This is a genomic window from Sphingomonas sp., from assembly GCF_017745215.1.
GTDB lineage: Bacteria > Pseudomonadota > Alphaproteobacteria > Sphingomonadales > Sphingomonadaceae > Sphingomonas.
The window spans coordinates 373,868-387,571 of the sequence record NZ_JAGHZV010000001.1 but is presented as its reverse complement, the minus strand read 5'-3'; the positions used below and the strand labels follow the sequence as shown (position 1 = coordinate 387,571).

General features: G+C 66.9%; 8 protein-coding genes and 1 tRNA gene. 2 read left to right on the top strand and 7 right to left on the bottom strand.

Annotation, left to right across the window (positions count from 1 at the left end):
- Positions 1-74: 74 nt before the first annotated feature.
- From J7495_RS01890 to J7495_RS01875, 4 genes are read right to left on the bottom strand one after another with little or no spacing between them, the layout of a single operon-like run.
- The gene (locus tag J7495_RS01890) at positions 75-1,616 is read right to left on the bottom strand and encodes a trehalase family glycosidase (protein ID WP_294054368.1); all 1,542 of its coding nucleotides are present in this window, start codon (positions 1,614-1,616) and stop codon (positions 75-77) included.
- Positions 1,613-2,857, bottom strand: a complete 1,245-nt coding sequence (locus J7495_RS01885) for an MFS transporter (RefSeq protein WP_294054367.1) — start codon at positions 2,855-2,857, stop codon at positions 1,613-1,615. The genes J7495_RS01890 and J7495_RS01885 overlap by 4 nt, the downstream gene beginning before the upstream one ends.
- A complete protein-coding gene (locus J7495_RS01880; RefSeq protein WP_294054366.1) occupies positions 2,850-4,289 on the bottom strand; it encodes an FAD-dependent oxidoreductase in 1,440 nt (479 codons plus the stop codon). Before J7495_RS01880 ends, J7495_RS01885 begins: the two co-directional genes overlap by 8 nt.
- Before the next feature lie 18 nt (positions 4,290-4,307).
- Positions 4,308-7,205, bottom strand: coding sequence for a TonB-dependent receptor (locus J7495_RS01875; protein ID WP_294054365.1), 2,898 nt, complete (start codon positions 7,203-7,205; stop codon positions 4,308-4,310).
- A 172-nt stretch (positions 7,206-7,377) separates the two neighbouring features.
- Here J7495_RS01875 and J7495_RS01870 point away from each other — a divergent pair, with 172 nt between their 5' ends.
- The gene (locus J7495_RS01870) at positions 7,378-8,346 is read left to right on the top strand and encodes a LacI family DNA-binding transcriptional regulator (RefSeq protein WP_294054364.1); all 969 of its coding nucleotides are present in this window, start codon (positions 7,378-7,380) and stop codon (positions 8,344-8,346) included.
- Between the two features lie 267 nt (positions 8,347-8,613).
- Here J7495_RS01870 and J7495_RS01865 read toward each other — a convergent pair.
- Both J7495_RS01865 and J7495_RS01860 read right to left on the bottom strand, forming a co-directional pair.
- Positions 8,614-8,688, bottom strand: a tRNA-Gln gene (locus tag J7495_RS01865).
- Positions 8,689-8,732: 44 nt separating this feature from the next.
- Positions 8,733-9,827, bottom strand: a complete 1,095-nt coding sequence (locus J7495_RS01860; protein ID WP_294054363.1) for a branched-chain amino acid aminotransferase — start codon at positions 9,825-9,827, stop codon at positions 8,733-8,735.
- A gap of 83 nt (positions 9,828-9,910) precedes the next feature.
- On the opposite strand from J7495_RS01860, the gene J7495_RS01855 reads away from it, so the two are divergent.
- Positions 9,911-10,396 (top strand): helix-turn-helix domain-containing protein, encoded by a 486-nt coding sequence (locus tag J7495_RS01855; protein WP_294054362.1) that lies wholly within the window; start codon positions 9,911-9,913, stop codon positions 10,394-10,396.
- A 528-nt stretch (positions 10,397-10,924) separates the two neighbouring features.
- On the opposite strand, the gene J7495_RS01850 is transcribed toward J7495_RS01855, so the two are convergent.
- A complete protein-coding gene (locus J7495_RS01850) occupies positions 10,925-13,642 on the bottom strand; it encodes a pitrilysin family protein (RefSeq protein WP_294054361.1) in 2,718 nt (905 codons plus the stop codon).
- Between the last annotated feature and the right edge of the window lie 62 nt (positions 13,643-13,704).

Below are 13,704 nucleotides of genomic sequence, written 5' to 3'. Positions count from 1 at the left end.
CTTGGCTGTGGAAGCAGCCAGAGGCGAACCATGCTCCACGCAGATGAAGCGCGAAGCGGACATCGGGGCCGCGATCAAGCCGGAAGGGGCACCGGGACCGTTTCACCGAATTTCATCAGCACCGGATAGTCGCGAAAAAGCGCCGCGGTCACACCATTCGTCCACCCGAACCCATCTTCAAGCGGATAACCGCCACCACTGCCAGGCGCCTGCCGCACGACATCGTATTTTTCCATGAGACGCCCGGTCTCCGCATAAACGAGCGCAACCGTCTCGAGCCAGCGCCGCGCGAGATCCTTCGCCTCGGCGGTGAACCCGTAGCGCCGCAGGCCCGCCACCGCGAACCAGTGGCTCGGCGCCCATCCGTTGGGAGAATCCCATTGCTCTCCGGTGTGACGATCGGTCGCGAGCAGCCCGCCTTTCACAAGCAGGCCGCGCTTCATCGTCTCGACGGTTGCTTTGGCGCGATCGCGCGTTGCGGTGCCCGCGAACAGCGGAACGAGCGCCGCGGCGCTCACCGCACCGCGCAGTTCGCCCGCCTCGTAATCATAATCGTCGTACAGGCCGAGAGTCTCGTTCCATAGCCACCGATCGATCGCCTGTCGGCGATCCTCCGCGCGACGCACAAAGTCGGTGGCGCGGGCCTCGTCGCCCGCCGCCGCGGAGCCCTGTGCGATCGCGCGCTCCAGGCCGAACAAGAGCGCATTGAGATCGATCGGGACGATGGACGTCGCTCGGAGCGTGGCCATCGTCGCCCGATCGCCGAACCAGCGCGAGCTGAAATCCCAGCCCGTGGCGCAGCCGGCGCGAATCTCGCGATACAATTCCTCAGGCGCGCGGGGCGCCGCCGCCTTGGCGATCGCGACATCGCGGCCGGCGCGCGCCTCGTCGCGCGGCGTTGCCGAGTGACTCCAATAGCGATTGAGCAGCGCACCGTCCGGAAGCCGGACGACGCAGTCCGCAGCCTCGCCAGGCTGCAGACTCTCGGAGCCGCGCATCCAATAGCCGTGTTCGGCAATCAACTGCGGCAGATACCGCGCCCATGCTCGCTCGGGCGCATCCGGCAAGAGCGCCCCCACCGAGGCGTAGAAGGTCGGCGGCTGCGAACGCGACAGATAGTAGGTCCGCGTGCCGTTCGGCACGAAACCGAAGGTGTCGATCTGCTCGGCCAGCGCCGCCACGCATTCTTCGCGCAGCGCCGCCCGCTCGTCACCGAGCCCCAGGAGGGTGAAATAGGAGTCCCAATAATAGCATTCGCGGAATGCGCCCCCGGGGACGATATAAGCGTGCTGCAACGCCACCTGAGAAACGCCGTCCTGAAACCCGGGCGGGCGCACCAGCAAGTCCCAGAGATACTCGATCCGATCGGCCAGGGTCATTGGATCGCAGGGCGCCAGCTGGTCCGGCGGCGCCGGGAACGTGAACCAACGGCCGACGAAGGCCCGGATCGCCTCCGGATCGCGGGTCGCCTCGCGGGCGAACGCCGCGTCGATCCGCTCGGGCGTGTCACCGAGCCTCGCATCGGCCAATGCCTTCATGTCAATGACCGCGCCGGTTTCCCACAGCGCCTCATAAAGCCTGGGCATCAGCTGCGCGGGTGAACGTGCCGGGATCATGCGTGGACCTCCCCGCCGACGATGGAAGATTTGGATGACGCACTCCCATCCAGGACGGGAAACCGCCGGAGCAGCAGAAAGCCAGCGGCCGCGGCGCCCAGCAGGATCCCCGCCCCGTGCAGGACCTCGACGTAGGAGCCGAACCGGTCGAAACACCAGCCATAGGCGGTCGGCGATATGGCCGTCCCGACGACCACGAAGGCATAGAGGATGCCGTAGGTGCGGCCATAGGCGGCGAGTCCGAAGTAACGCGCGACCAGATAGCTGACGAGGTCGATCTCCGCGCCGAACGCAAGACCGGCGACCACCAGACCGACCACGGCGACGCCAGGACCGCTCTGCGCGATCAGCAGGAACCCCGCCGCACTGACCACCATGATCACCGCTGCGACGCGCGGCGCGAAGAAGCGGTCGATAAGGAAGCCGGTTACAAGGCGGCCGGCGATGAGGAACAGCCCGCCGGCCCCCATCATGCGTGCCGCATCCACGGCGCTGAAACCGCGGTCCGTCATCATCGCGACGAAATGTCCGCTGAACCCGCCGACGGCGAGCGCGACCAGGAAGAAGATGAGCCCAAGGCCCCACAGCAGCGGGTCCCGGAGGATCGTCGGAAACGGCACCTGCGCGTCATCGGCCTTGGCCGCCTTCGCGCCATCCTCCGCCTTGAGCAGCGCGAGGACGACCGGTGTCGCAAGGGCGACGACGCCCGCGAGCAGGAAATAGCCGGCGCGCCAGCCCCAGGCATCGATCGCCAGGCTGAGCAAAGGCGGCATCGCGGCCGAGGACAGGCCGGTACCGATCAGCGCGATGCCCAGCGCACGGCCCCGCGCTGCACGGAAGCGAGCGTTGACGATGCGTGTGTAGGTGGGGGTCGCGCTACCGACCCCGATCACCCCGACGGCGATGAACGTCCCATAGTAGAAGGCGAGCGAGCCGGTGGTCTGGCTCAAGGCGACGAAGAAAAGCGTCAGGGCGAGCAGGCCGGGAAGGATCACGCGGCGCGCGCCGAAGCGGTCGATCACCGTGCCGAATATCGGCGCAATGGCTCCCAGACACAGGAACAGCAAGGTCGGGCCGAACGATGCTTCCGCGCGCGTCCAGCCAAAGGTCCGGGTCAACGGCCCGAGGAAGAGACCCGATGTCCCGAAGGGAAGCGCGTGAACGCCGATCGCGAGGCCTAGCATGCTGCCGGCAAGCGATCGCCAGCCGTTGCGGAATTCCATTGTCGCGGTTTCAGCCACGGCGCGTCCCCGCACAGGCAGCCGTGCGAGGCGGAGCATCCTCGGCGGACAGCAGGACTCCCTGACGACGCAGGACCTGGCGCAGGTCCGCCATCTCCACGGCTCGCGGCGGGATGTTCTTCGAGACGGCAAGGGCGGCCGCCACGCCCGCAGCCTGGCCGGTGAGCCAGCATTGCGGGATCTCGCGCAGGATCGAATGGGATGTCGGATCGCAGGAGACATGCCGTCCCGCTGCGAGCAAGCCATCGAGCGTCTCAGGGACGAGGCAGCCATAGGGGACCGAGAGGCTCGGCCATTGCGGCGCCAGCGATGGCGACAGGCCGATCTCCGTCTCGGACGATCCGCCGGAACGCCAGTCGGCCCGCGTCACACGCGCCACTCCGACGAGCCGGCGCGAATGGCGGACGCCGAGCTGGGACCCGGCCTGCAGAAGCTCGGCGTTCGCGAATCCGGGCGCGTTGCCGCGATAGAAAGCCAGGTGCGCGAGCATCGCCTCGCGGCTTGCGATCTCCGCCTCGCTGAGATCGAGAACATCGACGCCGCTCAGACCCGACAGCCGCGGGCCCATGAACAGCGCGATGCCGTCATCCCAGGATATGACCGGCTTTTCGAAACCAAGCGGTGAGGCGTGGCGGCCCGCCTCCATGAAAGCGGCGAAGGCCTGTGGCTCGCCATAGCGAAACGCCAGCCAGGCCTTCATGTCCACGCCGCCGAACAGCCATGAGGTGTTCATGCAATGATGGATCGAGCTTTTCTCGATATCCGCATCGGTGCGCGCGCCCGCGCGGTAGAACAGGTCGCCATCGCCGGTGCAGTCGATCACCACCTTGGCGCGGATCGCGCGGCGGCCTTCCTTGCTTTCGAACAAGACCCCGGAGACGGCTCCCGCCTCGTCGAGCACGGGTTCGGCCGCCCAGCCGTGCAAAACGAGCTCGGCACCGCTCTCGAGCACCAGGCGCTGGCTCTCGGTCTTTAGATGCTCGGGATGGATCGTCGGCGCCAAGGTGACCACGCCGTGGTGGGCGGAGGAGCGCCGACGCCAATGTTCGACCAGGGCTGCGTCCGTGCTGCCGAGAATGTCCCGTGCGGGTCCTTTCACCGTGGAGGCCGGCAACCGCGAGAGCAGCTCCTCCGCGAAGCCGCGGATGACGAGATTGCCGGACCAGTCCGTCATCCGGTCGATCCAGATGACGAGGCCGCCGGTCGCAAGCCCGCCAAGGTGATTGTAGCGTTCCAGGAGGACGGTATCGGCACCGGCACGGGCCGCCGCGGTTGCAGCGGCGGATCCGGCCGGTCCGCCGCCCACCACCAGCACGTCGCATTCACGAAGGATCGGAACGCTCCGGGCCGCTTCGGCGATCGCGCCCAGATTCTGCTGTCGGACGCGGCGGCGCGTGGGAAAGATGCCGTCGGCGTCTGCAATGCTGCCCATCAGGTCGATGCCTTCTCGTTAGAACTTGATGGTCGCGGTGGTATACAGGAACCGGCCGCGCGTGTCGTAGATGCCGGTTGCGGTCGCTTCCCCGTTCGGCGACGTGCGCGCGGGTCCCGAGATCAGGGGTGGCTGACGGTCGAACAGGTTCTTCGCGCCGATGGCGAAGGTGAACCGCCTGCCGACCTCGAGCGACATCTGCAGGTCGTGATACCAAACCGCCGGGATGTCGTTCTTCGGCCCCAGATTCTGGGACGTGTCGGCAAGGGCCGGCGACAGATAGCGCGCCTCATAGGCGATGTTGAAGCCGCCGGAATTGTAGCCGAGGCCGATCGAGACCTTGTTGCGGAAGTCGCCCACCTGCCCATCATAGTGATCCCGGTTCGCACCGGCATATTGCACGAAATAATGGTTGAAGAGGTGCGACCATGCCACCTGCAGGCGCAACGTGCCGGGAAGCGACGTCCCCACCCGCTCGAGCGGCAGCGAATAGGCGCCGACCACATCCAGGCCGTTCTCGAATTCGGTCGCTGCGTTCAGGAAGGAATTCGCGACCGACAGCAATTGGCCGGTGGTCGCCGAACGGGTGATCTGCCCGCAGAAGATCTGCGGCAGGCCGTTGTCGTCGTAGCAGCGATTGACGACATTCTGGATTGTCAGCTGCGAGATGACATGGTCGATCTTGATGCGATAATAATCCGCGGTCAGCGTGAGGCCGCCCAGAGCCCCACGGGGAGCGACCACCATGCCAAGCGTGTAGCTGCGCGCCGTTTCGGGCGACAGGCCCGGATTGCCCTGACTGACGTTGCCGACCGTCTGGCGCTGGACCTGCGTCTGGTCGAGCGTCGATGCAAGACCGCCGAGCGCGGCGCCGCAGCTGGCCTGGCGAGCGGCGCTGAGCGAGATCGCTGCTCCCGCATCGCTCACCCGGTCGCAAGGGTCGATGACATTGCTGATCGCCGCCGTTCGGGGCGCGTAGAGCTCATAGAGGTTCGGCGCGCGGATCGCCGTGCCGTACGTTCCACGCACACGCAGGAAGTCCGCCGGCTCCCAGTCGAGCCGCGTGCTCCACGAGGTCTGGCTGCCGACCGTGGAATAATCGCTGTACCGGACTGCGCCGCCGACCTCGAGCCGCTTGATCAGCGGAAGGTCGGCAAGCAGCGGGATGGTGATCTCGCCGAACGCCTCCTTGACCGAATAGCCGGCGGCGATGCCGAGGATCTTCTTGGTCAGGTTGTTGCCCGAGGTCAGCACTTCGGGCGGCGCCACATCCACGGTCTCGCGGCGATACTCACCGCCGACCACGATGCCTACATCGCCGGCGGGAAGCGTGAAGGGCTCGGCGCGCACGAACCCCGAGAAGACATTCTGGGTCGAGACCGAGCGGGTCACCGCCGGCACGGTCGCATAGTCGACGAAGGCCTGGCTGATCGTGCCGACGCCGAAGACATTGACCGGCACGCAGCCGAGATTGCGGTACCGCGCGTCCGCGCAATAGTCGTCGGACAGGTTGCCCGGCGTGCCGTTGTTGTTGACGTTCAGCGCCGCGACCAGCCGGTCCTTGGCGATGACGCCCTGATCGTCCTGCGTCGCCTCCACGCGGCCATATTGATAATAGATGTCGTAGTGAACCTTCGGCGCCAGGTCGCCGCGCACCCCGGCGACCGCCCGGATCGTCTCGCGATCGACGATCGAATAGCGTTCGCCGAACTCCTCGAGGCGGCGCTGGAAATTGAGGCCAGCCGCCGGAATCGCGCCGATCCGGGCCAGCACCGAAGCAGGCAGGTTGAGCAGGAACGGATTGTTGGCTGGGATCAGCGGCAGATCGGGCGGCGTCTCGTTGACCGTTCCATAGTTGCCGCCGGAGAAAAGTGCTGGCGCCGGCTCGTAGCGGAAGGTCGTCTTCGTCCGGCCATAGCTCGCCTCGCCATATAGCGTGGCCGAAACCGATCCTTCTGCGAGCGCATAGTCGAAGACGCCGTTCGCCAGATACCGGCTGGTGGGGTTCTGGAGATATTTGTGCGGATAGCGCGCATAGCGGTCGTCCGGCGTCTGCGCCCGCAGGACGTTGCCGGCATCGAAGAAGAGCCCGCTCGCGGCAAAGCGGCCACCCGGCGTCGCCGTCGACCCGTTGGCCAGTGCCGGTGTCGCGAACGACGCGACCGTGCCGCCATTGTCGGCAAAGCCATAGGAGCGGCTCGATACGTCGATGGCGTCGCTCCGCGCATATTCGGCGGCGAGCAGGACATGCCCGCGATCGTCGGCGAATTTGGCGCCGAAGATACCGGAAACCGAACGCTCGCCACCGTCGCCACGATCGGTGATGCCCGCGCGCGCCCGGATTTCGGCGCCCTCGTACTTACTCTTGAGGACGATGTTCACGACGCCGCTGACCGCGTCCGCACCATAGACGGCGGAGGCGGCGCCCGTCACGACATCGACACGGTCGACCATGATCGACGGGATGGCGGTAAGGTCGACCGACGACGTACCCGGGTTTCCCGCGACGTGCCGGCGACCATTCACCAGGACCAGCGTGCGCTGGATGCCGAGGTTGCGCAGGTTGATATATTCGCCGCCGAACCCGAAGCCGGAATTGAGCGAGTTGTTGTTCTGACTGCGCGAACCCGATGCCGTGCCAAGTTGCGGCAGCGCGCTGATCGCCTCGCTGACCTGCAAATTGCCGCTCGCCGCGAGCGCCTTGGCATCGATGACCGCGGTCGGTTGCGGGGCTCGCGCGCCGCTCGAGAGGCGCGAACCGGTCACGATGATCTCCGAAGCCTGTTCGTCGGCCGCGGCCGGCGCCGCCACGGCTGGGGAGTCAGATGTCGACTGCGCATGTGCCAATCCCGGCAGGATCAGCGCCGCCGCGCATACCGACAAGTGAAGGCCGATGTGGCGCCCTCTGTTCCGCATTCTTCCCTCTCCCAGTTTCGGCGAGTCGACTCGCCTCTGTATGCAACGTTTGTGCAAACGTTATCTTGCGTGTTGCATAGCGACTGCCGGCATGTCAACTAGGCGCATCGGGAATGGGGTCTGAAGGGAAGCGATGGCGGGCCGAAGTCGGCAGAAAGGGGAACGGCCGACGATGGCCGATCTCGCGGAGATGGCGGGGGTCTCGATCCCCACCGTTTCACGCGCGTTGCGCAATCTTGACTCGGTTTTGCCGGAAACCCGAAAGCGGATCCAGCAGCTCGCGGAGGAGCATGGCTTTGTCGCGAACGCGGCGGCCCAGGCTCTGCGCGGGAAATCGGCGCGCAAGATCGCGATCGTCATCGACTTCACCTCGTCGGGACCCGGCAGGGCTTCCCCGGACGCGTTCATCTTCGAACTGCTCTCCGATGTCGCGCATGCCCTGGCGATCCGCGATTACGAGATCGCCCTCTGCCCTCGCGAGCCGTCCGTCGAGCGGTATCAGCGGCAGTTCAGCGATATCGGCGCGAGCGGCGCCATATTTCTCGGACAGGGCGGACAACATCGGCTGCTCCAGGAACTGGCACCCCTGTTCCCGATCGTCATCTACGGGGCAGCCTTGCCCGACGCTGTCTATTGCACCGTCGGCAGCGACAATTTTGCCGGCGGCGAGATGGTCGGCCAGGAACTGGCGCGACGCCGGCGCAGGCATGTCCTCCTCGTTGGCGACCCGGAGACCGACCAGGTACGGCTTCGTTTCGACGGCGTCCGCGCCGCTCTGGGCACCGAAGTCGTCGTCGAGGAACTGCCGATCCGGGGCTTCTCCTATGACGAGGCCCATCTTGCGGTAAGAAATCGGCTGGGCGACGCCGAACCGGATGCAATCTTTGGCGCTTCCGACATGCTGGCAATGGCAGCGGTGCGGGCGGCAAAGGAATGCGGGCTGTCCGTACCGGCCGATATCGCGGTGATCGGCTATAATGACATACCCCAGGCAAAGGCCTTCGAGCCTCCGCTGACCACCGTCAAGGAAGATGACCACCAGGCGGGAAGCCTGCTGGTCGAGAAATTGATGCAGATGCGCGACGGAGCGCGCGTCTCTTCGGTTCGCTTGGGGGTCTCGCTGATTTCGCGGGCAACCTGAACACCGCGACCGGGAGACGCTCAAGAACGCAGGTCGCCTCGACAGTCAGGCGTTCATCGAGGCGGACGACCCGTTGCGGGCGTGCGGGACTCCCGCCGCTCGATCGCGTCGGCTCGCCAGCCGCAGACCAACCAAGCCCAGGATCGACGTGGCCGCGCCTGCGAGCGCGACCGCGCGGTAACCCAGCCCCGCCGCGATCACGCCTCCGCCCAAACGCTGCGCCGAACGCGTTGCCCAGGTTGAACGCGCCGATATTGACCGACTGCTTGGCTGGGGCGGGAGGATTCGAACCTCCGAATGACGGTACCAAAAACCGTTGCCTTACCACTTGGCGACGCCCCAGCGGAGAGCGGGCTTATAGCGGCGCGCTCGCCGGATGGAAGGGCTCAGAAGAGCCGCTTCACCCAATTGTGCGGATCGGGCGCACGGCCGCGCTGGATCGCCACCAACTCGTCCTTGAACCGTTGCGACACCACCCCCGGACCCTGGTTGCCGATCGCGAACTCGAAGCCGCGGCCGCGCACCTTGCCGATCGGCGTCACCACCGCTGCCGTGCCGCACGCAAAGGCCTCGCGCAGGCGGCCGCTCTGGGCATCGGCCTGCCACTGCGCCATCGAATAGGGCTCCTCGCGGATCGCGAGGCCCGCGTCGCGCGCAAGGGTGAGCAGCGAATCGCGCGTGATGCCGGGAAGGATCGTGCCGCCGAGCGGCGGAGTCTGGATCGAGCCGTCGTCGAACACGAACATCACGTTCATGCCACCCAGCTCCTCGACCCACTTATGCTCGGCCGCATCGAGGAACACGACCTGCTGGCAGCCCTCGCGGATCGCCTCGGCCTGGGCGACGAGGCTCGCGGCATAGTTGCCGCCGCACTTGGCCGCGCCGGTGCCGCCGGGCGCCGCGCGGGTATAGTGCTCCGAGACCCAGAGCGTCACCGAATCCGCGGTCTTGAAATAGGAGCCCGCCGGCGAGGCGATGACGATGTAGAGGAACTCCGACGCCGGCTTCACGCCGAGGAAGTTCTCGCTCGCGAACATGAACGGGCGCAGATAGAGCGAGCCGCCCTCGATCTCCGGAATCCAGTCGCGATCGGCGCGGACGAGCGCGTCGATCGAGGCGATGAACAGGTCCTCGGGGAGCGCCGGCATCGCCATCCGCTCGGCCGACTCGTTGAAGCGGCGCGCGTTCGCCTCGGGGCGGAACAGCGCCGCGCCGCCGTCGGGCAGGCGATAGGCCTTGAGCCCCTCGAAGATCTCCTGCGCATAATGGAGCACCGCGCAGGCCGGGCTCACCTGGAGCGGGCCATAGGGCACCACGCGAGGGGCATGCCAGCCCCGGCTCTCGTGATAGTTGATCACCACCATATGGTCCGTGATCGTCTTGCCGAAGCCCGGGTCGGTGAGAATCGCCGCGCGCTGCTCCGCAGGCACCGGGCCCGGATGGGCTTCGATCGCGAAGTCGAGAACGGCAGCGTCTTCCATGTCACTCCCCAGGATTTTGGCCCACGACGGGGCTCGGAACGGCGGGTTGCCTGTGCCTAAGGCGCGTGGCAAGATTGGTCAACATGGCTGCCCCAATTCCCGCCTCGCCGCTGTTCCTGCGCGAACCCGAGATCCGCCGCGGCATCGAGCTGCTCTATTTCGGCTACGCGCATCTGACGCGGACGATCGACGCCAGCCTCGCCAAGCAGGGCCTGGGACGTGCGCACCACCGCGCGCTCTACTTCATCGCGCGCAAGCCCGACCTGAGCGTGAGCGAACTGCTGGCATTGCTGAGCATCACCAAGCAATCGCTGGGACGGGTGCTCGGCGAACTGGGCGAGCGCGGGCTGGTCGAGACGCGCACCGGCGACCGCGACCGGCGCCAGCGGCTGCTGCGGCTGACGAGCGAGGGCGCCGCGCTCGAGAGCCAGTTGTTCGAGATGCTGCGCGAGAAGATGTCCGCCGCCTATTCGAGCGCTGGCCAGGGCGCGGTGGGCGGGTTCTGGGCAGTGCTCGAGGGGCTGATCCCCGAAGCCGAGCGCGCGCGGATCGCGCGGCTGGGGCCTTAGGACGGATCGACATCCAGACGACTCCCGGTGTAGTATTCAAATACTACAGTTTACACGGTTGACACCAATCATCTGAAAAATCCTTCCGGGACAAGCGGACGCGCGGGGGCCCGAACTGAGCGCCGGCGAGGGCCGACGATGCGAAAGAGCGACGAATGGAGTCGCGCCTGAATTCCTATTTTGCAAGCCGCCCGGCTGGGGCGGGAAGCCGGCCGCAGCCGGCCGCCGCGGACACGGCGTTCGAGGCGGCTGATCCCCAAGCCGAGCGCACGGATCACCCGGTTTCAGGCTCGGGGCGTATCGACATCCACCAAAACACGCTGTCACCCCGGCCTTGCGCCGGGGCCTCTTCGCCACGCCCGCCGGACGAGAGGCTCTATTCCGGCCCTTGCTTGCCGCTGGGCCCCGGCACAAGGCCGGGGTGACGAGCGTGGCTGGCGGAAGCGCCGACCTTCGATTCTGAACGCCGATACGACCTGGAAGTCCCCCCTCCAAGGAGGGAAGCGCCCGTTGCAGCCGACGTGCGCGTCAGCGAACCTTTCGCCCCTCGGCGTCCCACACCTCGACCGGGCCGAGGTTCAGCGCCCTCACCTTCGCTTCGATCTTCGACAGATCGCCGACGATCACCCAGGTCATCGCGTCCGGATGAAGCTGCTGCGCCGCCGCGGTGATCGCGCCGGTGCCGAGCGCGGCATATTGCGCGGGCAGCGTCGTGATCCAGTCATAGGGCCGGCCGAAGCGGTTCACATATTGGAGATAGCCGACCATCGCCTGGTTGGTCTCGAAGCGGCCCGGCAGCCCGAGCACTTCGCCCTTCGCGAGCAGGTCGAGTTCGGCGGGCGTCGCAGGCTTCTCCTTGCGGATCGCGCGGATCTCCTTGTCGATCTCGCCCAGCGCCTCGGCGGTCTTGTCGGTCTGGACGCTGGTCGCGACGCCGAACATCCCCGGGCCCTTGTCCTCGACGACGAAGCTGTTCGCGCCGTAGGTCCATCCCTTGTCCTCGCGCAGGTTCATGTTGAGCCGCGAGGTAAAGTTGCCGCCGAGCACGTCGTTCATCGCGCCGATCGTGAATTCCTCGGACGCCGAGGTGACGGGCATCGCCTGCCCCACGCGGATCACCGACTGGATCGCGCCGGGCTTGTCGACGAGCACGATGCGCGGTGCCTTGGCCTCGGCGACCGGGTCGAGCGTCTTGCTGCCCTTGGGGCGGGCCGGCGCCTTCCAGTCGCCGAACACCTTTTCGAGCGCAGGCACCAGCGTCGCGAGATCGGTGTTCCCCGAGGCGTAGATCACGGCATTGTCGGGCCGGATCCAGCTCTCGTGGAAGGCGACCAGATCGTCGCGCGTGATCGACTTGAGCGTTTCCGCCCGACCCGCGAGCGGGGTGCCATAGGCGTGGTCGGCGCCGTAGATCAGGTTGGTGAAGGTGCCGTGGGCGATCTCTTCCGGATTGGCGAGCGACTGCGACAGGTCCGAGAGATGGAGCGCCCGGTCACGCTCGAGATCGGCGGGGCGGAAGGCCGGATTGCGGATGTAATCGGCCCACAGCGCCAGCGTCTCGGGCAGCGCGCGCGGCATCGCCGAGAGCGCGAAGTCGGTGGTGTCGGCGTCGTCATAGCTGTTGACGCGCGCGCCGAGCATCGCCTGGCGCTCGGCGAACTGCTGCGAGGTCAGCGTCTTGGTGCCCTCGTCCATCAGCCCGCGCGTGAAGTCGCCGACGCCGCGCTTCATGTGCTGCTCCGCGGCATTGCCCGCATCGAAGACCATCGCCAGCTCGACCGTGGGCGAGCCCGGCCGCTCGGAGAGCACGACGCGGATGCCGTTCGAGAGCTTGGCCTCGCGCAGCTCGGGCAGCTTGAGCGCGGGCGAGGCCGCGAGCGAGGGCAGCTTGGTCCGGTCGGCGCCATCGGCGGCCGAGACGGGGCTGCCGAAGGGCACGACGGTGAGGCGATAGCTCGGCTTGCCGATCCATGCCCTGGTATCGGCGAGCACTTGCGGCGCGGTGAGCGCCTGGAAGCGCTTGTCGCTCACCGCATAATCCCCGGGATTGTCGGCGAAGACGAGGCCATCCGCCAAAGCCATGGCCTTGACGTAGATCGTCTCGAGCGCGCGGGCATTTTCGGCATAGGCGCTCGCCTTGGTGCGCGCGAGCTCGGCCGGCGTCGGGCCGGTGGCGAGGAAGTCGGCGAGGAGCTTCTTCACTTCGGCCTCGACGACCGCGGGATCGACGCCGGGCTTGAGGCGCACGTCGACCGAGAAGACGCCGGCGATCGCATAGCCGGCATATTGCGCCGAGGCATAGGTCGCCAGCTGCTTCTCCTGGACGAGCAGCTGGTAGAGCCGCGAGGTCTTGCCGCGGCCGAGCACCTGGGCGGCGAGCTGGAGCGTCGCGGATTCGGGCGTGCCGCGGCCGGGCACCGCCCAGTTCCACGCGACCGCGGTCTGCGGCACATTGTCCTGCATCACTTCGGCCTTGTCGCGATCGAGCACGGGCACCCAGGCGGTGGTGCGGCTGACCGGCGTGCCGGCGGGGACGCTGCCGAAATACTTCTGCATCAGCGTCTTGGCCTGCTCGAGCGTCACGTCGCCCGAGAGCGAGACCACGGCGTTGGTCGCGCCATAATATTGGGCGAACCAGCCCTTCACGTCGTCGAGCTTCGCAGTGTCGAGATCCTCCATCGAGCCGATCGTCGGATGGTGATAGGGATGGCCGACGGGGAAGAGCGCCGCCGCCTCGCGCTGGTCCATCAGCGCATAGGGGGTGTTCTCGCGGGTGCGCTTCTCGTTCTGGACGACCTTGCGCTGCTCGTCGAGCTTGGCCTGGCTGATCGCGCCGGCCAGATAGCCCATGCGATCGGATTCGAGCCAGAGAACGCGTTCAAGTCCGCCGGTGGGGACGATCTCGTAATAATAGGTCTGGTCGAGCGAGGTCGCGCCGTTGACGCCCGAGACGCCGATCTCCTGGAGCGGCGGCATATATTCCTTGTCGTGATGCTCCGAGCCGTTGAACATCAGGTGCTCGAAGAGGTGCGCGAAGCCCGACTTGCCGTCGGGCTCGTTCATCGAGCCGACGTGGTACCAGACCGCGACCGCGACCTTGGGCGTGTTGTGGTCCTCATGGACGACGACGCGCAGGCCGTTGGGAAGCGTGAACTGCTTGTACGGCACCAGCTCCTGGGCCTGCGCCGGCAGGGCGGCCGCAACGGCGAGCGTCGCCGCCGTCAGGAGCAACTTGATGGCTTTCATGTGATCGGTTCCCGAAAAAGGCCGGCCCCGCGGGTGAACGGGGCCGGCAGAGTTACGCTGCG

Bases quoted from the DNA above. Each gene is read 5' to 3' on its own strand.
- J7495_RS01850 (WP_294054361.1), bottom strand. From the start codon at position 13,642: ATGAAAGCCATCAAGTTGCTCCTGACGGCGGCGACGCTCGCCGTTGCG.
- J7495_RS01890 (WP_294054368.1), bottom strand. From the start codon at position 1,616: ATGATCCCGGCACGTTCACCCGCGCAGCTGATGCCCAGGCTTTATGAG.
- J7495_RS01880 (WP_294054366.1), bottom strand. From the start codon at position 4,289: ATGGGCAGCATTGCAGACGCCGACGGCATCTTTCCCACGCGCCGCCGC.
- J7495_RS01860 (WP_294054363.1), bottom strand. From the start codon at position 9,827: ATGGAAGACGCTGCCGTTCTCGACTTCGCGATCGAAGCCCATCCGGGC.
- J7495_RS01875 (WP_294054365.1), bottom strand. From the start codon at position 7,205: ATGCGGAACAGAGGGCGCCACATCGGCCTTCACTTGTCGGTATGCGCG.
- J7495_RS01855 (WP_294054362.1), top strand. From the start codon at position 9,911: ATGGCTGCCCCAATTCCCGCCTCGCCGCTGTTCCTGCGCGAACCCGAG.
- J7495_RS01870 (WP_294054364.1), top strand. From the start codon at position 7,378: ATGGCCGATCTCGCGGAGATGGCGGGGGTCTCGATCCCCACCGTTTCA.